The organism is Ekhidna sp., from assembly GCF_963691765.1.
GTDB lineage: Bacteria > Bacteroidota > Bacteroidia > Cytophagales > Cyclobacteriaceae > Ekhidna.
Window position 1 is genome coordinate 2436838 of the sequence record NZ_OY829375.1, and the last position, 20656, is coordinate 2457493.

At 38.7% G+C, this 20656-nt stretch carries 22 protein-coding genes; 12 read left to right on the forward strand and 10 right to left on the reverse strand.

Annotated elements, in window-relative coordinates:
- From cobA to ACY650_RS11050, 3 genes are read left to right on the forward strand one after another with little or no spacing between them, the layout of a single operon-like run.
- Positions 1-762: a uroporphyrinogen-III C-methyltransferase gene (cobA, locus tag ACY650_RS11040; protein ID WP_462247491.1), complete on the forward strand. Its 762-nt coding sequence runs from the start codon at positions 1-3 to the stop codon at positions 760-762.
- On the forward strand, positions 759-1361 hold the full coding sequence (locus ACY650_RS11045; RefSeq protein WP_462247492.1) for a precorrin-2 dehydrogenase/sirohydrochlorin ferrochelatase family protein: 603 nt from the start codon (positions 759-761) through the stop codon (positions 1359-1361). The genes cobA and ACY650_RS11045 overlap by 4 nt, the downstream gene beginning before the upstream one ends.
- Positions 1336-2010, forward strand: a complete 675-nt coding sequence (locus ACY650_RS11050; RefSeq protein WP_462247493.1) for a phosphoadenylyl-sulfate reductase — start codon at positions 1336-1338, stop codon at positions 2008-2010. Before ACY650_RS11045 ends, ACY650_RS11050 begins: the two co-directional genes overlap by 26 nt.
- A gap of 49 nt (positions 2011-2059) precedes the next feature.
- On the opposite strand, the gene ACY650_RS11055 is transcribed toward ACY650_RS11050, so the two are convergent.
- From ACY650_RS11055 to sucD, 3 genes are all read right to left on the reverse strand, one after another.
- A complete protein-coding gene (locus ACY650_RS11055) occupies positions 2060-3493 on the reverse strand; it encodes a TonB family protein (RefSeq protein WP_462247494.1) in 1434 nt (477 codons plus the stop codon).
- Positions 3493-3852 carry a BlaI/MecI/CopY family transcriptional regulator gene (locus ACY650_RS11060; RefSeq protein ID WP_462247495.1) on the reverse strand — a complete coding sequence of 120 codons (360 nt, stop codon included), beginning with the start codon at positions 3850-3852 and terminating at the stop codon, positions 3493-3495. Before ACY650_RS11060 ends, ACY650_RS11055 begins: the two co-directional genes overlap by 1 nt.
- 151 nt (positions 3853-4003) lie before the next feature.
- Positions 4004-4876, reverse strand: coding sequence for a succinate--CoA ligase subunit alpha (gene sucD / locus ACY650_RS11065; protein ID WP_462247496.1), 873 nt, complete (start codon positions 4874-4876; stop codon positions 4004-4006).
- Between the two features lie 396 nt (positions 4877-5272).
- On the opposite strand from sucD, the gene ACY650_RS11070 reads away from it, so the two are divergent.
- Positions 5273-6592, forward strand: coding sequence for an HTTM domain-containing protein (locus ACY650_RS11070; protein WP_462247497.1), 1320 nt, complete (start codon positions 5273-5275; stop codon positions 6590-6592).
- Complete coding sequence (locus ACY650_RS11075; RefSeq protein ID WP_462247499.1) at positions 6585-7601, forward strand: threonine aldolase family protein; 1017 nt, start codon at positions 6585-6587, stop codon at positions 7599-7601. The genes ACY650_RS11070 and ACY650_RS11075 overlap by 8 nt, the downstream gene beginning before the upstream one ends.
- On the opposite strand, the gene ACY650_RS11080 is transcribed toward ACY650_RS11075, so the two are convergent.
- Positions 7585-8472: a DMT family transporter gene (locus tag ACY650_RS11080; RefSeq protein WP_462247500.1), complete on the reverse strand. Its 888-nt coding sequence runs from the start codon at positions 8470-8472 to the stop codon at positions 7585-7587. The two genes, ACY650_RS11075 and ACY650_RS11080, sit on opposite strands and share 17 nt — an antisense overlap.
- A gap of 125 nt (positions 8473-8597) precedes the next feature.
- Between ACY650_RS11080 and ACY650_RS11085 the strand changes: the two genes are divergently transcribed.
- Genes ACY650_RS11085 through ACY650_RS11095 form a run of 3 tightly spaced genes read left to right on the forward strand, consistent with a single transcriptional unit; the run spans position 8598 to position 11276 of the window.
- Entirely contained in the window at positions 8598-9470 is an 873-nt protein-coding gene (locus ACY650_RS11085) for a DMT family transporter (protein WP_462247501.1), read from the forward strand.
- 25 nt (positions 9471-9495) lie between these two features.
- Positions 9496-9978: a hypothetical protein gene (locus ACY650_RS11090; protein ID WP_462247502.1), complete on the forward strand. Its 483-nt coding sequence runs from the start codon at positions 9496-9498 to the stop codon at positions 9976-9978.
- Positions 9979-10007: 29 nt separating this feature from the next.
- On the forward strand, positions 10008-11276 hold the full coding sequence (locus ACY650_RS11095; RefSeq protein ID WP_462247503.1) for a replication-associated recombination protein A: 1269 nt from the start codon (positions 10008-10010) through the stop codon (positions 11274-11276).
- Here ACY650_RS11095 and ACY650_RS11100 read toward each other — a convergent pair.
- The gene (locus ACY650_RS11100) at positions 11273-12049 is read right to left on the reverse strand and encodes a hypothetical protein (protein WP_462247504.1); all 777 of its coding nucleotides are present in this window, start codon (positions 12047-12049) and stop codon (positions 11273-11275) included. The two genes, ACY650_RS11095 and ACY650_RS11100, sit on opposite strands and share 4 nt — an antisense overlap.
- Positions 12050-12115: 66 nt before the next feature.
- Between ACY650_RS11100 and hutI the strand changes: the two genes are divergently transcribed.
- On the forward strand, positions 12116-13342 hold the full coding sequence (gene hutI / locus ACY650_RS11105; protein ID WP_462247505.1) for an imidazolonepropionase: 1227 nt from the start codon (positions 12116-12118) through the stop codon (positions 13340-13342).
- Positions 13335-14261, forward strand: a complete 927-nt coding sequence (gene hutG, locus ACY650_RS11110) for a formimidoylglutamase (protein WP_462247506.1) — start codon at positions 13335-13337, stop codon at positions 14259-14261. The genes hutI and hutG overlap by 8 nt, the downstream gene beginning before the upstream one ends.
- 1 nt (position 14262) lies before the next feature.
- On the opposite strand, the gene ACY650_RS11115 is transcribed toward hutG, so the two are convergent.
- On the reverse strand, positions 14263-14640 hold the full coding sequence (locus tag ACY650_RS11115; protein ID WP_462247507.1) for a RidA family protein: 378 nt from the start codon (positions 14638-14640) through the stop codon (positions 14263-14265).
- Positions 14641-14702: 62 nt separating this feature from the next.
- The gene (locus ACY650_RS11120) at positions 14703-15521 is read right to left on the reverse strand and encodes a mechanosensitive ion channel family protein (protein WP_462247508.1); all 819 of its coding nucleotides are present in this window, start codon (positions 15519-15521) and stop codon (positions 14703-14705) included.
- Positions 15522-15695: 174 nt separating this feature from the next.
- Here ACY650_RS11120 and ACY650_RS11125 point away from each other — a divergent pair, with 174 nt between their 5' ends.
- On the forward strand, positions 15696-17366 hold the full coding sequence (locus ACY650_RS11125; protein WP_462247509.1) for an alanine/glycine:cation symporter family protein: 1671 nt from the start codon (positions 15696-15698) through the stop codon (positions 17364-17366).
- Between the two features lie 43 nt (positions 17367-17409).
- Here ACY650_RS11125 and ACY650_RS11130 read toward each other — a convergent pair whose 3' ends face one another.
- Positions 17410-17751 (reverse strand): TfoX/Sxy family protein, encoded by a 342-nt coding sequence (locus ACY650_RS11130; RefSeq protein WP_462247511.1) that lies wholly within the window; start codon positions 17749-17751, stop codon positions 17410-17412.
- 71 nt (positions 17752-17822) lie between these two features.
- Here ACY650_RS11130 and ACY650_RS11135 point away from each other — a divergent pair, with 71 nt between their 5' ends.
- Positions 17823-18863: a bifunctional transcriptional activator/DNA repair enzyme AdaA gene (locus ACY650_RS11135; RefSeq protein ID WP_462247513.1), complete on the forward strand. Its 1041-nt coding sequence runs from the start codon at positions 17823-17825 to the stop codon at positions 18861-18863.
- Here the strand turns inward: ACY650_RS11135 and ACY650_RS11140 are convergent, their stop codons facing one another.
- Both ACY650_RS11140 and lysA read right to left on the reverse strand, forming a co-directional pair.
- Positions 18864-19307, reverse strand: coding sequence for a GNAT family N-acetyltransferase (locus ACY650_RS11140; protein WP_462247514.1), 444 nt, complete (start codon positions 19305-19307; stop codon positions 18864-18866). It lies immediately after the preceding gene.
- Positions 19307-20515 carry a diaminopimelate decarboxylase gene (gene lysA, locus ACY650_RS11145; RefSeq protein ID WP_462247515.1) on the reverse strand — a complete coding sequence of 403 codons (1209 nt, stop codon included), beginning with the start codon at positions 20513-20515 and terminating at the stop codon, positions 19307-19309. The genes ACY650_RS11140 and lysA overlap by 1 nt, the downstream gene beginning before the upstream one ends.
- Between the last annotated feature and the right edge of the window lie 141 nt (positions 20516-20656).

Sequence of the window (20656 nt, forward strand, 5' to 3'; positions counted from 1 at the left end):
ATGGAAAAGAAATATCCAAAACTCACATTGGTAGGGGCCGGTCCTGGAGATCCGGATTTGATTACGCTAAAAGGAATCAAGGCTTTAGAAAAAGCTGATGTGGTTCTTTATGACGCTTTGGTTGACCCAGAGCTACTCCAATATGCCAAAAACGCTGTGCATATATTGGTTGGAAAACGAGCAGGAAAAGCGAGTGTTTCGCAGAAAACCATCAACAGATTAATTGTTGAGAATGCCTTAGGTAAAGGTCATGTTGTACGGTTAAAGGGAGGCGATCCATTTGTTTTTGCAAGAGGATTTGAAGAGATCACTTATGCCGAGCAATTTGGAATAGAGACGGATGTTGTTGTCGGTATTAGTAGCATTATGCTACCAGGATTATATGGGATCCCGTTGACTTGCAGAGGGATAAATCAGAGCTTTTCAGTGCTTACTGCTACCACAGCAGATGGAAGCATCAGTGAAGAAGTAATTAACGCTGCCAAGTATGCGCCTACCGCGATTATTTTCATGGGTTTAAACAAACTAGAATCAATAGTAGACGCCTATTTGAAAGAAGGTAGAGGAGACCTTCCAGTGGCTATAATCAGCAATGGTACACTTAAAAGCAGTGAAGTTATAGCCAGTGATGTGAAATCGATTGTGCCAGTGGTGCAATTGAAAAAGCCTAAGGCGCCGGCACTTTTAGTGTTTGGTGAGGGAGCTGCCAGTGCACATTTAAATCAAATATTTAGTGAACATTTTAAAACAGAAATAGCATGAGTACAAATAACAAACTATTTCCAATCTTTCTTAAGTTGAACGAATTGAACATTCTCTTGGTAGGAGGAGGAAATGTGGCGTTGGAAAAGCTGCAAGCACTCTTGAAAAACGATCCGAATGCGAATGTTAAAGTTGTAGCGGACTTTGTTTCAAATGAAGTAGGTGATCTAATTGAAAAACATAGCAGTGTACGATTAATAAATAGAAAATATATTTCGCACGATTTAGAATCAGTGGATATAGCAATATTGGCCACTGACAGTCCTGCCTTACACAATCGTATTCGGCAGGAAGCAAAACAGCATGGGGTCATATTGAATGTGGCTGATACACCACATTTATGCGATTTCTATCTCGGTGCAACAGTCAGCAAAGGCAACCTTAAATTGGGTATCAGTACGAATGGGATGTCACCAACTTTCGCCAAACGACTCAGGGAATTTTTTGAACAAACAATCCCTGATGATACAGATGAGCTACTAAAAAATTTGCGCCTTATCAGAGATCGCCTTAAGGGGGATTTTGCATACAAGGTTGAAGAATTGAATAAGATCACTAAATCACTAGCAGCTAATGGACTCCATAAAAATCACAACTAATCTCGAAACCTTAAATCAAGAATTTGATGGATACTATCCTCAAGAGAGGCTGGATAAAGTCTTTGAGGTTTTTGATAGCGAAAGAGTTTTAATGACATCCTCATTTGGATCTACTTCAGTCATTTTGCTTCATATGATTAGCAAAGTGCGCCCAGATCATCCAATCTATTTTATTGATACTGGATATGTGTTTCCAGAAACAAAAAGATATAGAGATCAACTTATTGATAGACTCAATTTGAATGTTGTTGATGTAGGCGCTAAACCAAATCATCATCGATTTACAGCTGAGAATTTGACATGGAAATATACGAGCGACTTGTGTTGCTTTATCAATAAGGTAGGGCCAACGGACAAGCTGAAAGAAGGAAAAGAAGTGTGGATTTCAGGCCTCTTACGGTATCAAAATGCAAATAGAGAGAAGCTCAATATTTTTGAGCAGCGGAGCGATATAATTAAGTTCCACCCAATTATTGATATGACCGAAGAAGAGGTTCAAACTTACTGCCTCATTTACGAGCTTCCGCTAAATCCATTGGTCTATCAAGGGTATGGCTCTATTGGTTGTACACATTGTACGGCAAAAGGAGAAGGTAGAGAAGGCAGGTGGCTGAATAGCTCTAAAACAGAATGTGGATTACATACATGAAAAAAGCCCCAAGAGGGGCTTCTTTTTATTATGAGGAGAGATTATTGATTTATAATTTGAATACCAGTTTTTGTAGCATTTTTTGCCTAACAAGTTTTCCTTGTTGTTTGCCTGGAATCCACTTTGGCGATGCTTCGATGATTCTTTTAGCTTCCTCATCGCAACCTGCGCCAATGCCTTTTAGAATTTCAACGTTCGACAAGCTACCATCCTCTTCTACAATGAATTGAACATATACAACACCTTCAACGCCTTGATCTTTTGCTTGTGTTGGGTATTTTAAATTTTCACTCAGGTATTTGGATAGTCCATCCACACCACCATCGAAACTAGCAGCTTCTTCTACAACTGTGAAAACAGCATTTTCACTTTGTTCTTGTATTTCTATGGTCTTTTCGAATAAGTCTGAAGATTGATTAACAATTAGTGTTACGCTTTTTTCTCCATCCTTTTTTTCTACGAACACCATTGCGATTTGATCTGGATCGTATTCGTTAAGCTTATTAATGCTTTCTTCGTTCTCGAACTTTGTCTCGATCACTGCGTACTTTTCGCCAGGATTTTGATCTTGAAGTTTCACCAAAGCAGCTTGAACATCATCCGAATATTCAATTTGTTGATTGCTCTCTTCAATGATTTCCTCAAGTTCGGCTTCAAGTTCTTCTTCGCAAGCAAACATTGCTCCCGAAACGGCCACCATTGCTGCGATACTCGCAACTTTCCAGATACTGATTTTCTTTTTCATCTTTTTAATAAAATTTAATCGGTTAAAAATAGGAGCGTCATCGAATGAACTGGCCAGGTCCATTCCATGCGCCTTCAAGGTGCATTGCACCAAGGTCTTGGTATAAGTAGTATCATTGATCTTCAAGGCATAATCATCTGCTTCAAATTCATGTACTTCTTTCAATTCTTTAATCATTAGCCATACAGATGGAACCCACCAAAACGGAATAGACAGGATATGAAAAAATAGTAGGTCTAATGAATGCAATCTTTTGGCGTGTCCGCGCTCATGCCTAATGATGTCGGCTGGATTTTCAAAATTCTTAGGATCTATAAATATCCATTGGAGGAATGTGAAACTGTTTTGGAGTCCCGCCACCTTTCTTATGTCAATATTCTCAAGTGAATCAATCTCACTCTGCTTATACCACCCATATATCTGAGAAAGAGTGACGATTAATTTTAGTGCGAACAGCGCACTGACTATTCCGAGCAAAACAAAGTACCAAGGGATATCTAAAGATTGTACTTCGTTACCAGTAGTAGTGACCATTGGTAGTATGATGGTATCCATGTCGATCGTTGGTATTGAGGCCTTGGTTGGGATTTCCAAAGCAGGTAACACAAGGCTTAATATCGTGGATCCAACAAGGAAAAATCTTAAGAACTCCAACTGGGTTTCCCTTGCTAACATCACCTTATAGATGAAATAGAACAGCAAGTGTAGAATAGCAAATTCAACTATATAGCTTATCATTATTGCTCTTTTTTAAGTTCGTCCAACAATCGTTCTAAGTCCTTCACACTCATTTCTTTTTCCTTGGTAAAGAATGAAACAAGGTCTTTGTATGATCCGCTGAAGTATTTATCAACAAACCTGTTGAGGTATTTTCTACTGTATTCTTCTTTGTCAATTAGCGGATAGTATCGATGCGACTTACCGAATGCTTCATAGCCAACAAACCCTTTTTTTTCCATTATTCTGATTAATGTAGAGATGGTATTGTATGCTGGCTTGGGATCTTCATACTCTTCGACGATGTCTTTAACAAACGCTTTTTCTAGCTGCCAAAGGATTTGCATGATCTCTTCTTCTGCTGAGGTAAGTGGCTTCATATTCTTATATAACTAATAACTTAGTTTCAAAACTAAATGATTAGTTTAAAGATCCAAATTATTTTCAAACTAAATTTTTAGTTGATTGGGAAAATGCACAAAAAAACCCTGACGAATTTCGCCAGGGTTCAAATTTTATATTGAATTTTTATTAGCTAAGTGCTTTTTTCATTACTTCCCCAATATCTGCAGGTGAATCAACAACATGTAAACCACACTCTCCCATAATTCTCATTTTTGCCTCAGCAGTATCATCTTTTCCACCAATAATTGCGCCAGCATGACCCATTCTTCTTCCTGGAGGAGCTGTCTGTCCTGCTATGAATCCTACAACAGGTTTCTTGTTTCCGTTTTCTTGTATCCAGCGCGCTGCATCTGCTTCATAAGATCCACCGATTTCTCCAATCATTACAATTCCATCAGTTTCAGGATCTTCCATCAACATTTGAACTGCTTCTTTAGTAGAAGTGCCAATAATTGGATCACCACCAATACCAATAGCCGTAGAGATTCCCATTCCAGCTTTTACTACTTGATCTGCAGCTTCATATGTCAGCGTTCCTGATTTTGAAACGATTCCTACTTTACCTTTTCTGAATACGAATCCTGGCATGATTCCAACTTTAGCTTCCTCTGGAGTGATTACACCCGGGCAGTTAGGACCAACAAGCACCGCACCTCTAGATTTAGCATATGGCTTAGCATTCATCATATCTTTTACAGGAATACCTTCAGTGATCGTAACGATAACCTTAATGCCTGCATCAGCAGCTTCCATGATTGCATCAGCAGCAAATGCGGGAGGAACAAAAATGATAGTTACATCAGCACCAGTTTGATCTACAGCTTCTTTCACGGTATTGAACACAGGTTTGTCCAAATGTTTCTGTCCGCCTTTGCCAGGAGTAACTCCACCTACCACATTAGAACCATACTCGATCATTTGACCTGCATGAAAAGTACCTTCAGAGCCTGTAAAACCCTGTACGATGATTTTTGAATCTTTATTTACAAGAACACTCATTTCTTTTAGATTTTCCGCAAAAATATACGATTAATACTGTCTGCCAATTACTTATTTAAATACCGTGAGAGAAACACCATTTTTTTTGCATTCAGGCCATAAAAAAGATTTTAATTTTTGTTTCTCTTCGATAAAGATTGGCACACTTTTCGCAGAATATTATTTGAATATTTATTCTATAGGCGATTAATCTTTCGATAAAATCAAGTGTCTAAAGGTTAAAGATCGTTAATCAGCATAACCTCATAGAAGAAATAAGCGTTAAACATTACAGTAAATTAATCCTCTTCATATTTACTAGGTTTAGAAATAGGGAGCTTTCGAGCTCCTTTTTTTATTTAAAAACGTCAATATTCCACGAGCTTACTACTATTTTCACAATGGAAATATGTCCAGATGCTCCAATCCGCTAGAACTTTTTTAGGAACTGAAGTTGATAATAGCCCGCTTGTGCTATTTCGAATGATTTTTGGCTTTCTGGCTGCTGCAGAAAGCTTTGGAGCAATCGCTACAGGATGGGTCCATAAAACATTTATAGAGCCTGAGTTTACATTTACTGTAATTGGATTTGAGTGGCTGCAACCTTTAGAAGGTGATGGCATGATTTACTATTTCGCAATAATGGGAGTAGCTGCTTTGGGGATAATGATAGGCTTATTTTATCGGGCTTCTACATTTATATTTCTTGGAATGTGGACGATGGTCTACATGATGCAGAAGACGCACTACAATAATCACTATTACTTGTTGGTATTGCTTAGCGTTGCTATGCTTCTACTTCCGGCACATAAAAGCAGATCCCTTGATTCGCATTTTGGATTCACAGTGCCTGCGAATACTTGTGCAAGAGCATGCCACTACTTTTTCATTATTCAAATATTGATTGTTTATGTATATGCCAGTATTCATAAAGTGCATCTTGATTGGCTTGAGGCACGACCGATCAGTATTTGGTTCAACTACAAATCGAGCTATCCAATTATTGGACCTTTGCTTCAGGAAAGTTGGTTTCAATATGCAATAGCATGGGGAGGGGTAATTTATGATGGAAGTATATTTTTTCTGTTGCTTCATCCCAAGACAAGAAAACTTGGGTTTATTCTGTCGATTTTTTTCAATCTCTTTAACTCTGCCGTCTTCCAGATTGGAATTTTCCCATACTTAATGATTGGCCTTACTGCTTTTTTCTTTCCTCCAGAAACCATTCGGAGTATCTTTTTTAAGAAAAAGTTGAAGGTGTATCCTACTAGAAAGAAGTTGAGTAATACGTGGACCTATTTACTGGCAGCATATTTTCTAGTTCAAATTTTGCTTCCACTGAGGCATCACTTATTTGAAGGTAACGTAGGTTTCACTGAGGAAGGACATCGTCTCTCTTGGAGAATGATGTTGCGTTCTAAATCTTCAACTGTAAAATTCTATGTTGAAGATAAAAAAACAGGAGAGCGGCAGAGATTACTGCTCACCAAATATCTTAGTCGCGATCAGAGGTCTGCACTCGGTGGTCAACCTGATATGATCTGGCAGCTTGCGCAAAGAATTAAAAAAGAAAATGAAAAGCTAGGTAAGGATGTGGCTGTTTATGTTAGTGCGAAGGTTTCGCTTAATGGTCATCCCAAAAAGCCATTGATCGATGAAAATGTGGACATTGCAGCTGTTCCTTGGGAATCACTGGCCCATTCAGATTGGATTTTAACAGATGAAACATATGATTGATTTAAGAAGTGATACCATCACCAAACCTACTTCTGAAATGTTGGAAGCGATGATGAATGCTAAAGTTGGAGATGATGTCTTTGGAGATGACCCCACAGTAAACGCACTTCAAGATAAAATTTCTAAGCTATTTGGGATGGAAGATGCTTTGTATTGTCCTTCTGGAACAATGACCAATCAAATAGCTATGCGGATACATACGCGCCCGCAGGATGAAGTAATTTGTCATAAGCATTCACACGTATACTTATATGAAGGTGGTGGAATGATGTATAATTCCATGCTTTCACCAAAATTGCTGGATGGAGATAGGGGTAGGATAACTGCAGATCAAGTGGCAGCTAGTATTAACCCAGATGATATTCATTTTCCTAATTCGAAGTTGGTTGTTTTGGAAAATACAATGAATAAAGGAGGCGGAGCTATTTATGATTTAGAGGAAATAAAGAAAATCAAAGAAGTATGTGAGTCTAATAAATTAAGGCTTCACCTTGATGGAGCAAGATTCTTTAACGCATTGGTGGAAACGGGAGAAAGTGCTGGTGATTACGGCGATTGTTTTGATTCCATTTCCATCTGTTTTTCAAAAGGATTAGGTGCGCCTGTTGGATCTGTTTTATTGGGTAGCACAGATCAAATAAAGGAGGCCAAGAGAGTTAGAAAAGTCTTTGGAGGGGGAATGAGACAAGCGGGATATTTGGCAGCCGCATGCATACACGCGCTGGATCATCACATTGATCGCTTGAAGGAAGATCATGAAAGAGCTAGAAAGATAGGTGAGTCATTAATTGAACTTAGCTTTATCCAAGAGGTTTATCCGGTGGATACCAATATTGTTATTGGCAAGCTCGAAGATGGTAAATCTGAAAAATGGTTTTTGGAAGAATTAGAGAAGCGGGGAATCCATGCTGTTGGTTTCGGCAAGGGATTGGTACGCTTTGTCACTCATCTTGATTTTACTGATGATCAATTAAATCAATTTTGCGAAGCAATTAAGAAGATTTCTTAGTCATCGTTACAAGCCATACCCCAGTAAAAACAAAAGCTGCTGCAAACAAGTGCTTAATAAGGAATACCTCATCAAAAAATAAAATAGCAGTCATAGTAGCGAATATTGGTTGCAGATAAATAAAGGCTCCTACAACTGATGAGTTTACTTTAATAAGCGTCCAAGCATTCAGGAAATAAACAACTACCGTAACTATAAAGATCGCGTATCCCATACTCCACCATACTTTTGATGGCAATGTGCTGAATTCAACATTTGATGCCTGATTGAATCCAACCGGAACAACAAATATGATGGCAATCGTAAAAACCCAAGTAACTACTGTCATGGGTTTATATTTTTTCATCAAAGGCTTTACAAGGACCAAATAGCACGCATAGCTAGCACCATTTATTAAGATCAGAATATCACCTTTCCAATCACCTGAGGTAAGTAGTGTGTCTGGTTGATAGAGAATGATAATTGCCCCAACTAGGCCTATTATGATACCAATAATTTTTCTAGAGGTGATTTTTTCTCCAATCAATAATGACGCCCAGATTAATACCAATACGGGTGTCAATGTCATGATAATGGAGCCATTCACTGCAGAAGTAAGACTGATTCCTTTATAGAATAGCAGTTGATTGATAGCTACCCCGGTCAATGCACAAAGTACAAGGGTCTTACCATCTTCTTTCCAGTTAATTTTTTCGGTGTTGAATGAATGAATAATCCAGAAAATTGCCGAAGCCACAATCACTCGAAATAATATAAATCCGTAAGCACCTACATATTCGGGGACCACAATTTTTAAGATACTGTAGTTGATCCCGTAGAATAAACTTACCAATGTAAGTGCTCCATATGTCTTGATAGATGACCAATTCACCGCGCAAATGTATACTCATGGATTTAAGTTATTCGCAAGTTGATATGAACAATACGGTCAGAATGGATTAAAAATCTTCATCCATTAAGGAATACAATAGAAGAGCAATGCTGTACTTTCGAGGCATGAGATTAAACTCATCTTCACTTTTCCTTATTCCCGCATTGATATGGGGCTCTACGTTCTTTGTTATAAAGTTTCAGTTAGGCGTGGTAGACCCTACATGGTCTGTTAGCTACCGATTTATATTGGCTGGGATAATCTTGCTTACCTTCTCAAAAGCAAAAAAGTTAAATCTGAAGTTCACATTCAAAGAGCATTTGCGGATGGTTCTTCAAGGTGCTTTCCTATTTGGTTTCAACTATTGGTTTGTGTACATCGCCGAGCAAGAATTGATAAGCGCCTTAGTCGCTATCATGTTCTCCTGCATTATTTTCTTAAACGTCTTTTTTGGGAAAATTTTCCTCAATAAGGTTGCCGAAAAAAAAGTGTATTTCGGAGCTATTCTTGGAATCCTTGGAACAATACTTCTTTTTAAGCAGGAGCTTATTGGACTAAGTCCAGAAGAAATTAAAACTTTTCACTTGAGCATCTGCTTTGTTTCAGTCGTGATAGCCTCACTTGGCAATATCACATCTGCCTTCAATCAGTCAAAAGGTTTACCAGTAGTGCAAACAAATGCTTTTGGGATGCTCTATGGTGGAGTAATTATAGGCTTGATTGCTTTTATTACCGGTTCTCCTGCTTCATTAGATCTAAATTTTGAGTACTTATCATCACTTCTTTATCTTTCAATATTTGGGTCCATAATAGCGTTTGGAGCCTACCTCACTTTAATTGGTAAAATAGGTGCTGATAAAGCTGCCTATGTTCTGGTTGTGATCCCTGTGATTGCAGTTGCACTTTCAGCAATCTTTGAAGATTACCTTTTAGGTTGGCATGTATTGCTGGGTATGGTTTTAATTCTTGCTGGTAATGTGATTGTCCTTAAAAAGTGATTTCTGTAGCTTTATTAAAAAAGCGATGAAACCAATACTACTTATCCTTGTTGCATTTTTAGCTATTGCTTGTAATCCCAATCAAGCGCTGGAAGAAGAAAATGAACGACTCAAAGCTGAGTTAGCTAAGATCAAAAAAGAATCTAGCATGTTAAGTGATGAAGCCGTTGAAAATGCAGAATTAGCAAGGCTTAATGCCCAAAAAGCACAAGAAAATGCAGAAACGGCGAATAGAATGGCGGGAACTGCAAATGAAAAACTAAAAGCATTGGAGCAAGAATCACTTGAGCAAAGGCGACTTGCTGAGGAAGCAACAAGAGTGGCAAAGCAGAATCTAGAAGAAGCCAGTCGTCAGCATGCCATTGCGATGGAATCCAGGAAAGAGGCCGAAAAGCAAGTAAAATTGGCTGCAGAGGCTAACGAGCAAGCAGAGCAGAATTTGATGGAGGCTAGGCGTCAAAAAGCAAGGGCGGATGACCTGGCCAAACAATTAGAATCATGTAAATAGTACTAATATTTTTAGTATAACTTTGGCGAATGTTTCAAGATCAATCACCTCTTGCGGAACGTATGCGTCCATCAAAATTGTCAGATTTGGTGGGGCAAGAACACCTTGTTGGTGAGTCCGGAGTCTTAAGACGTGCCATTAGTTCTGGGCAAGTACCATCAATGATTCTTTGGGGGCCACCAGGCACTGGCAAAACAACCATTGCGAATATTATTGCCAACGAAGTAAAGAGACCTTTTCACACACTCAGTGCTATTAGCTCTGGAGTCAAAGAGGTGAGGGAGGTTATTCAGATCGCTAGCCGAGGCAATAAAGCAATTCTATTTATTGATGAAATTCATCGTTTTAATAAAGCGCAGCAAGATGCATTATTGGGAGCTGTTGAAAAGGGTGTAATCACCTTGATAGGTGCGACAACTGAGAACCCAAGTTTCGAAGTTAATTCAGCATTAATTTCTCGGTCACAGGTTTATACTTTAAATGCGCTTACGAAAGAGCACCTTTTGACTTTAGTAGAAAATGCGCTTTCTCAAGACGAAGATCTCAAGAAGGAGCAGGTGGAGCTTAAAGAGACAGAAGCACTCTTTAACTTATCAGGAGGTGATGGGAGAAAGCTTTTGAATCTTCTGGAATTGGTAATTAAAAGTGATGATTCTGAAAAGAAAATTGTCACCGATGATAAAGTAATAGAGGCTGCACAACGAAAGACTGTGTTGTATGATAAGAAAGGAGAAATGCATTATGATGTTATTTCTGCTTTCATTAAATCGATCAGAGGAAGTGATCCAAATGCCGCAGTCTATTATTTAGCTCGAATGATAGAAGGCGGCGAAGATGTTAAATTCATTGCAAGAAGACTAGTGATTCTGGCATCAGAAGATATTGGAAATGCGAATCCAACTGCTTTAGTAATGGCAACAAATGCTTTTCAAGCAGTCAATATGATTGGGTATCCTGAATCACGCATTATACTATCCCAGTGCGTTACATACCTGGCATCTTCACCAAAAAGCAACGCAAGCTATATGGCCATCAATCAAGCACAAGCGCTTGTTCAAAAAACTGGAGACCTTCCGGTGCCGATGGCGATTCGTAACTCTCCAACCAAACTGATGAAAGATCAAGGCTATGGGAAAGGCTATAAATACGCCCATGATCATCCCATGAATTTTGCAGAGATGGAATTCTTACCGGAAGAAATAAAAGAAACTAAGCTTTATGATCCAGGACAAAATGCCCGCGAAGAAGAGCTCCGTAAATTTCTTCGCGTGCGATGGAAAGAAAAGTATGGATATTAAATTTTAAAAGCCACTCCAAACTTTATAGTCAGTAAATCTGTCGTAGACTCTCTGGCCTCCGTTTCAAATGTAAGTTCATCTCCACCTACTGTATTGCTATCAAACGAAGTGGGGTCACCGCTAAATTCAATGTTCCATGCCTCGGTATCCTCACCATCAAAAAATTGAGCACGCTGCCCTTTGAAGAAGTTAGCCCTTAAGTCCACATAAAAACTAGGTCCAACTTTAATTAGAAAACCACCTCCAAATCCATAGCTTAAAATCCAGTCGTCTAATACAGTCTCTCTTAAGATTACATCATCATCCGGATCTCCACTCCATCGATTGTCATCAGACAGATCTCTGATCTTTACATTGGTAGAAATGTATCTAAAGCCAAAAAGTCCTTCAGCGTACGGTTGAATATTTTCAAAAGGAGCAACTGCACGAATAAATGCATGTGTTCCGAATAAGCTACTCGTGTTCACAATTCTCAATGGAATACGAAGCGGGTCACCAATAGGCGTACCATTTGACAAGGTGACTTGAGCAAATAATTCTTCGTCCTTTTTATTGAGACCATAAATCATGTAGTTAATATCAACACCCATATAGATGGGTGTGCCTTTTTGAAATGGGAAGGCCAGTGATAAATCACCACCAAATCCTGTTGCATCAGTATTTTCTTTGAAATCGTTTTGAGGCAAGCCCAAAGAGAAAGCCAAACTACCTATTTGGGAGAATCCGCTAATAGCAATAGTAAAAAGTAATGAAGTGATCAGGTATTTTTTCATGTTCATTATGGTTCGTGGTACATTGACAAAATTCGTAACTTTTCACATTAATTCAATTTTCATACCATGTCCAAACTTATTGGTCCATTTACACAGGCCATAACACTTCAAAGTGCACCAGAAAAAGGTGCATTAGGCGACGATACGCTAGATATTGTAAAAAATGCCGGCATTTTAATAAAGGATGAAAAAATTCTTGAAGTTGGTGATTTTGAAGCCTTAGCATCACAGGCAGACGAGATTTCAGAAATAAGTGGTCATCATGTTCTAGTTCCAGGCTTGGTCGATTGTCATACCCATTTAGTGTGGGGAGGATCTCGGGCCAGAGACTATACATTGAGGATGTCGGGAGAGTCGTATGAAAAAATTCTAGAGCAAGGAGGAGGTATTTTTGATTCAGTAGCTAAAACACGTGCTGCTGACGCAAGTGTCTTAAAGAATGGTTTGATAAATCGTGCTACAAGACACTTAAAAGATGGCGTGACAACCATAGAAGTCAAGAGTGGATATGGACTGGATGTTGAAAACGAACTCAAGATTCTTGAAGTAATCAAGGAAGCAAAAGCTGAAATCAATGCAGACCTTATTCCTACATGTCTTGCGGCACATGTATGTCCAAAAGAATTCGAAGACAAGCAAAAGTTCTTGTCTTACTTAGAAAATGAACTGCTTCCTCAATTGCTGGTAAAAGGCTTGACGAATCGTGTGGATATTTTCGTTGAACCATCAGCGTTTCCTAAAGAAATTGCAGCTGATTATTTGCAGAAAGCAAAGAATTTAGGTTTTGACCTAACGATACATGCTGATCAATTCCATACTGGTGGAAGTAAAATAGCTGTAGATCTTGGAGCTAGTAGTGCTGATCATTTAGAAGCTAGCACCGAAAAGGAAATTGAAATGTTGGGAGCTTCAGAAACGGTAGCGGTGGCACTCCCGGGAGCAAGTATGGGATTAGGTATGAATTTTACTCCAGCAAGAAAGCTACTTGATGCAGGTGCTTCCGTGGCCATTTCTACAGACTGGAATCCTGGATCAGCTCCTATGGGGGATCTTTTGGTACAAGCGTCGATACTCGGTATTTATGAAAAACTGTCAACTGCAGAAATATTAGCGGGGATCACATATCGCGCGGCAAAAGCACTTGGATTAAAAGATCGAGGTAAAATTGCTCCAGGCATGAAGGCAGACTTCATTACATTTCCTGTGGACGATTATAAGGAGATACTATACAATCAAGGTAAGATCAAACCGAATATGGTTTGGAAAAATGGCAACTTGGTAAGTGATGTATAAAAAAGGAAATCAATCCATTTGGACGGGTCGGAACGACCCGGGTTCTACGCGAGATGTGTGGCATCAAGTAGTCAAAGCAGTTGACTTAAATTCCACGATTCCGAATGGCTATTGCCTTCTTGGGTTTTGCTCTGATGTTGGAGTAAAGCGAAATATGGGAAGAGTAGGGGCTGTCGAAGGTCCAGATGCTATTCGCAGAGCCATGGTAAACTTTGCTGTTCAGTTTGATGAATCTATAAAAATTTATGATGCGGGAGATGTTGTAGTTAGTAGTGACAATTTGGAAAGCGCACAGAACGAACTTGCACGATATGTTGGGCAATTAATAAAGGACAATTCTTTTCCAATATTATTGGGAGGTGGGCATGAGATAAGCTACGCCCATGGTAAAGGAGTATTAGATACTGCTTCAAATAAAACGGTAGGGATCATCAACTTTGATCCGCATTTTGACTTAAGAAAATATCCGCAAGGAGCTCATTCGGGGAGTTGGGCTAGGCAGCTTTTTGATGAATTTGAGAACTTCTACTATTTACCCGTAGGAATTAACGAGGCAGTAAATATTGCCGAAATGTTTGAGCTAATGCGTGATAAAAATCAATCATTTATCACCATGGATGAATTGCTGAATGAACCCCAGGAAGATATTTTAGCTCGGATTCAGTATTTTATTGATCAAGTAGATATTATTAGTGTTACACTGGATCTTGATGTTTTTTCGGTGGGTGTTGCTCCCGGAGTAAGTGCGGCTAATCCATATGGTGCGCTTCCACAACATATTAAACCACTATTAAAAGCCATCTTAAAATCAAATAAGGTGGTGAGTTTTGATGTCGCTGAAATGAGCCCTACATATGATGATGGCAGAACAGCTAAACTAGCAGGAAGCTTTGTCTACGATGTAATTGTTTCAAAATAACTTACTCAATAATCGCAGTAGCTTCAATCTCAATCAACATGTCTGGTTCGATAAGTGCACTGACTTCAACCATTGTAGTGGCAGGTTTTATTTGAGAAAATACTTCTCCATGCGCCTTACCTATTGCTACCCATTGTGAAATATCAGTTACATACATTCGAGTTCTGATAACATCTTCAATTTTACCCCCTGCTTCTTCAATTGCATTTTTGATGATTTCAAGGCATATCTTCGTTTGCTCGTACGCATTGCCACCAGCCGTCTGTCCATCTACGACAGGGGCAGTTCCCGAAACCTCGATGGTATTGCCTATTCGAACAGCTCTACAATAACCTACTTGATCTTCCCAAGGAGCTCCTGATGAAATATTTTGTCTCATACTTAAAAATAAAAAAGTCCGATTCGAAAATCGGACTCTTCTAAAACTTTGTTGATTAAGTTTTAAGCATTCTTGTGCACGTGAACATCCATCTGAGGATATGGAATGTTAAGTCCAACTTCATTGAATTTATTGTAAACTTTTTCATTCATTTCGAAGAATACACCCCAGTAGTCGGCGCCTTCTACCCATACTCTAACTACAAAATTTACTGAACTGTCGGCTAACTCAGAAACTGCAATGAATGGTTCTGGATCTTTGAGAATTCGTTCATCAGCATTTATCAGTTCCATTAATGTATCACGTGTTTTCTGCGTATCATCACCATATCCAACTCCAAAAGTCCAATCCACTCTTCTTCTTGGTTCAGATGAATAATTTGTCATTGAGCTGTTCGCCAGCGTTCCATTTGGGATAATGATGGTTTTATTGTCAGGCGTTTTCAAAAAAGTATTAAAAATTTGTATTGAATGTACCGACCCAATGTAGCCAGCTGCGTCAATAACATCTCCTACTTTGAATGGCTTCAATAATAAAATGATAACTCCACCGGCAAAGTTTTGAAGTGTTCCTTGTAAAGCGAGACCGACAGCTAAACCAGCGGCTCCAAGAATTGCAACAAAGCTTGTAGCTTCAACACCTACCATCCCTATTACGGAGACAAAGAGCATTACTTTAAAAATTGTGCCGATCAAAGACTTTAGAAATGGTGCCAATGAAGGATCAACATTTCTTTTATCCATAGCCTTTCCTATGCCTCTTGTCATTATACCAATGATCCAAAGACCTATTATTAAGGTTATCAAGGCAACAACCACTTTAGGACCATATATCCATACTAGCTGTAGCGCCTTGTCTGCATAATCTGTTATTTCTTCCATTTTCTTTTCGATTAAGGTTTAGGTGTCAAAAATATTCTTCATCAAGATAATAAACCTGAAGTCTCGATGAAACTACCTTTAGTCAATTTAAAGAATACTTTTTCCTTGTTCGTTAGGTAGTTTATCTGGTTCTTCTATTTTTGTCAGATTGCAAAAAACCAAACAACCTGATTCATGCAAGAATTAAATAATTTTTTATCCTTAATAGACAGTTTTATTGGTAGTTCATGGTGGTTCCCTTATGCCTTGCTTGGGACTGGCCTATTTTTTACCATCTACTTAAAATTTCCGCAAATCAGGTATTTCCGCTTTGCCTTCAAAGTGGTGAAAGGGAAGTTTGATAAGTCCGGTGATGAAGGCGACACCTCTCACTTTCAAGCACTGACAACAGCGCTCTCTGGAACTGTAGGTGTGGGTAATATCTCAGGAGTTGCATTAGCTGTTCATGTTGGAGGGCCTGCCGCACTTTTTTGGATGCTTATGACTGCTGCAGTCGGCATGTGTACAAAATTTGTAGAGGTAACACTCTCTCACAAGTACAGAGAAAAAGCAGAAGATGGCTCTATGGCTGGAGGTCCTATGTACTACATGAAAAATAAATTGAACATGAAGTGGCTAGGAATAATTTTCGCACTTGCCACAGTTCTTTCATCTTTTGGTACTGGTAGTTTGCCTCAGATAAATAGTATAGCAGACTCAATGAATTCTGTTTTTGGGTTGAATCAGATGCTGGTAGGAGGAGTTTTGGCAGTGATGCTTGGATTCGTAATTATTGGCGGAATTAAGCGAATTGCTGCAGTAACTGAAAAACTAGTACCAGCTATGGCAATTCTATATTTCATTGGTGCCTTCGCTGTAATCTTTGCTAACATAGGAAATATTGTTCCTTCGTTTATTTCAATTTTTTCTGAGCTTTTCAGCGGATCTGCTGCTACAGGAGGTTTCCTTGGAGGTACAATTTCTTTAGCTTTCAATAAAGGGGTTGGACGAGGCTTATTTTCAAATGAAGCTGGTCAGGGTTCTGCGCCGATTGCTCACGCATCTGCCAAAGGGCATGAGCCAGTATCAGAAGGTTTTGTTGCTATACTAGAGCCGTTTATTGACACGATTGTTATCTGTACTATTACTGGTCTGGTTTTACTTTCTTCTGGTGTTTGGAATCAAAAGCATCAAAACAACTTCGACTATACTGATATCTACGTTATGAATAATTCAGTAGACTTCGATTCAAGAGAAGGAAGACTGGAAGTAATTGATCATGTAGAAAAAGTATCGAATGAAAAGCTTTATACCGGTGACATTAGTGTAGCAAATGGAACAATCGAATCTGATATTGTTTTTATTCACGCACGTTCACTAGCAGAGGGTGTTGTAGTGTCTCAAGAAGGTCAACCTTACACTGGTTCTATTGCAATTGCGGACGCAAAACCAGCGAGTGGATTTTCATTCTCTGGTAAATCACTTGTGCATAGTGCGCCATTGACTACCATAGCATTTACGAAAGGTCTTTTTGGTGAATCCGGGAAATATATTGTCGTATTTGGTCTACTGCTTTTTGCATTTAGTACAGCCATTTCATGGTCCTATTATGGAGATCGTGCGATGACATTCATTTGGGGAAGTAAATCTGTAGTGTACTATCGCATTGTGTATGTAATTGCATTCTTCTTCGCAGCATTTACAGATACTACCATAATATGGACGCTTTCAGCAATCACCATTGCTGTAATGACGCTACCGAACTTAGTCGGAATTTTGATGCTAAGGAAAGACATGAAATCTACGGTCAACGATTTTTGGAAAGGATTTAAAGAAGAATGGCCCGACGAAAAGACACCTGAATAGATAAGAAAAAGCCCCTAGCTAAGGGGCTTTTTTATTGTATTAACTATTTACGTTTTGATGATTTAGCTTCTTTATTAAAGACTAAACATTGATCCAACCATTTGTCCAGCTCTTCCGAATTGTCCCAACCCGTGGCATCTACATAAAGATATCCTTTCATTGGCCTTTTTGTAAAATCCATTTCACGAGCATGGGGTTTCTTCAGCATTTTTTCATATTCATACGGCCCTACACGTGCCATCAGATCATCTTTGATGATGCCAACACACATTTTATCATCAACCATGATACATAGACCTCCCATCATTTTCTTTTCTTCAAAAGGGACTTTTCTTTCGGAAAAAGCTTGTCTCAGTTTATCAGCTAAATACTCATTATATGCCATAGGATTAAAATTAAAAATGGTTGTTCAAATTTCGGTTGTACCTTAAATGAAGCACTTTCTATTTTTGAATAATGATTGCACTTCCTTCAAATGACGAAATGTACCAGGCACTTTTGGACAAAAATTCCCAATACGAAGGGGTTTTTATCGTAGGAGTCAAGACAACCGGGATATTTTGTAGGCCAACATGTTCGGCAAGAAAGCCTAAGTATGAAAATGTAGAATTCTTTGGATCTACAAAAGAAGCGTTAACTAGTGGGTATAGAGCCTGTAAGGTGTGTCGACCAATGAAGACCTATCAATCTCACCCAGATTGGCTAGTGCCGCTGCTAAAATTGGTAGAAGAGCATCCAGATAAAAAATGGAAGGATTTTGAATTTACTCAATTGGGATTTAGTCCAAGTAGGGTACGTAGGTATTTTAAAAAGACTCATGGTATTACCTTTCAAGCATATCTTCGAATGAGCAGAATCAATAATGCTTTTTTGAAGATAAAGGAAGGACAAACGGTAACGCAATCAGCATTTGAACAAGGATATGAATCTCTTAGTGGCTTTTCAGAAACGTTTAAGAATATGACAGGATTTTCGCCAGGAACGCAAGGGCAAATAATTACAGTAAATCGAATTCCCACTCCTTTGGGACCAATGATGATTGGGGTAACAGATGAAGGGCTTTGTTTGTTAGAGTTTACTGATCGCAAAATGATTGAAACTCAAATTGAAGTATTAAAAAAGCGAACGAAATCAGAAATGGTGACAGGCAAACACCCAATGATCGACAAGGTGTCGGTACAACTGAATGAATATTTTGAGGGAAAAAGAAAGAATTTTGATATCCCTCTAGTAGTTCCAGGAACAGAATTTCAACAAAAAGTATGGGATGCATTAGTGAAGATACCCTTTGGGGTAACGCGTTCTTACAAGCAACAAGCAGATGTTGTAGGCGACGTTAAAGCAGTAAGAGCTGTAGCAAGAGCAAATGGAGAAAATCGTATTTCTATTATTATTCCTTGCCACAGAATTATCGGATCAGATGGTAGCATCGTAGGCTATGGAGGAGGTGTCCATCGCAAACAATGGCTATTGAAACATGAGTTTGAAAATAACTAGCTAATCAACTTCCCATTCATAGAAATTCGTTGTTTCATTTAATTGAAAGCCAGCTCTTGGATAAAGTTTATTCCCAATTGTATTGGTAATTTCGGTTTCAAGGAACATCCCACAAGCTCCTGTTTTCCTCACCAAATCCTTGGCTTGTTCAATTAATTTCAACGAAAGACCTTTTCCTCTATAGTTACTGTCCACAAAAAGATCATTTAGCAGCCAGAACTTTTTCATCCGAGTAGAAGAAAACAGTGGGTATAATTGAACGAAGCCCACCAGCTCACCTTTATCACTACAAACGAAAATTTCCGAATCTTCATTTTTTATTCTCGCTCCTAAGAAGTTTTTAGCTCCTTCTATGTTTGAGTTCTTTCTGTACCAAACTCTGTAGCTGTCAAACAGATTTGCTAGTGAATCGAGATCATCACTTGTTACATTTCTTACTTCCATTACTCGAAAATGTTTGTTTCTACCTGAGTACTTAATAAATCTTCAATGGTCTCTCTTCTTTTTACTAAATGGTCTTTTCCCTTGAAGATTAAAACCTCTGCCGGTCTGGGTCTCGAATTGTAATTAGAAGCCATGGTTGCGCAGTATGCTCCAGCATTCTTAAACACCAATAAATCACCCTTTCTTACTTCAGGTATGATTCTGTCTGATGCGAAAGAATCCGTTTCACATACATAGCCAACAACATTGTACACCTTGTTTTCACCAGTCGGATTAGTCAGGTTTTCAATGTGGTGATATGAGTTATAAAACATCGGCCTGATCAGGTGATTGAATCCTGTATCTAATCCAACAAATGTGCATGAAGTGGTTTGCTTAATCAGATTGGATTTTGCAATGAAGTATCCAGCATTGCTAACCATAAATTTTCCTGGTTCAAATTCTAGCGTATAGTCTTTGCCCTGCTTTTTGCAAAAGTCGTTGAAAGACTTGCTGAACTTTTTGCCAAAGCTTGTAATATCTGTATGAAGATCGTCAGGCTTATATGCTACTTTGAATCCACTTCCGAAATCGATATGGGTTACCGTGTCGAATTTTTCAACCACACTGAATACAAGTTCTGCGGCCTTAATAAATACATCGGCATCAAGTATGTCAGAGCCTGTATGAACATGGACCCCCATAACATTGATGTTAAGCTTTTTAACAATACGTTCGATATTCGGCACTTGATGAATTGAAATGCCGAATTTAGAATCAATATGCCCTACCGAAATGTTTTGATTACCCCCTGCCATTAAGTGCGGATTGATTCTAATGTATATTGGAATATTTGGGTGATTCATTCCAAAATATTCTAAAGTATAGAGGTTGTCGACGTTGATCTTTACTCCAAGTTCTATCGCTTGTTCATATTCCTCTGTCGAGATGTTATTTGGAGTAAACAAAATGTCATCTGCAGAAAATCCAGCATGCAATCCAAGATGCACTTCCTCGATAGAAACGCAATCTAAACCTGCACCCGCAGACTTAAACAATTTAAGAACTGCTTGATTGTTTAGTGCTTTACATGCGTAATGTACTTTAAGCTTATCAACCTTAAATGCTTTAACGAACTGTTTATAATTGTTCATCATTTGATCTGCGTCATAAACATAAAGGGGAGAGCCGTATGACTCTGCTGCTTTAATCAAGCTTGAAGTTTCCATTTTAATAGTTAACAATTTTTGTTGGACATAAAAAAAGCCGGACATCTGCCCGGCTTTTGAAAATATCTTGTTTTGATTTAATCAATATCCGGGCACCAAAGAAGTCGTTTAGACTTTTTGTCTTCTTTCTTTTTGCTCACC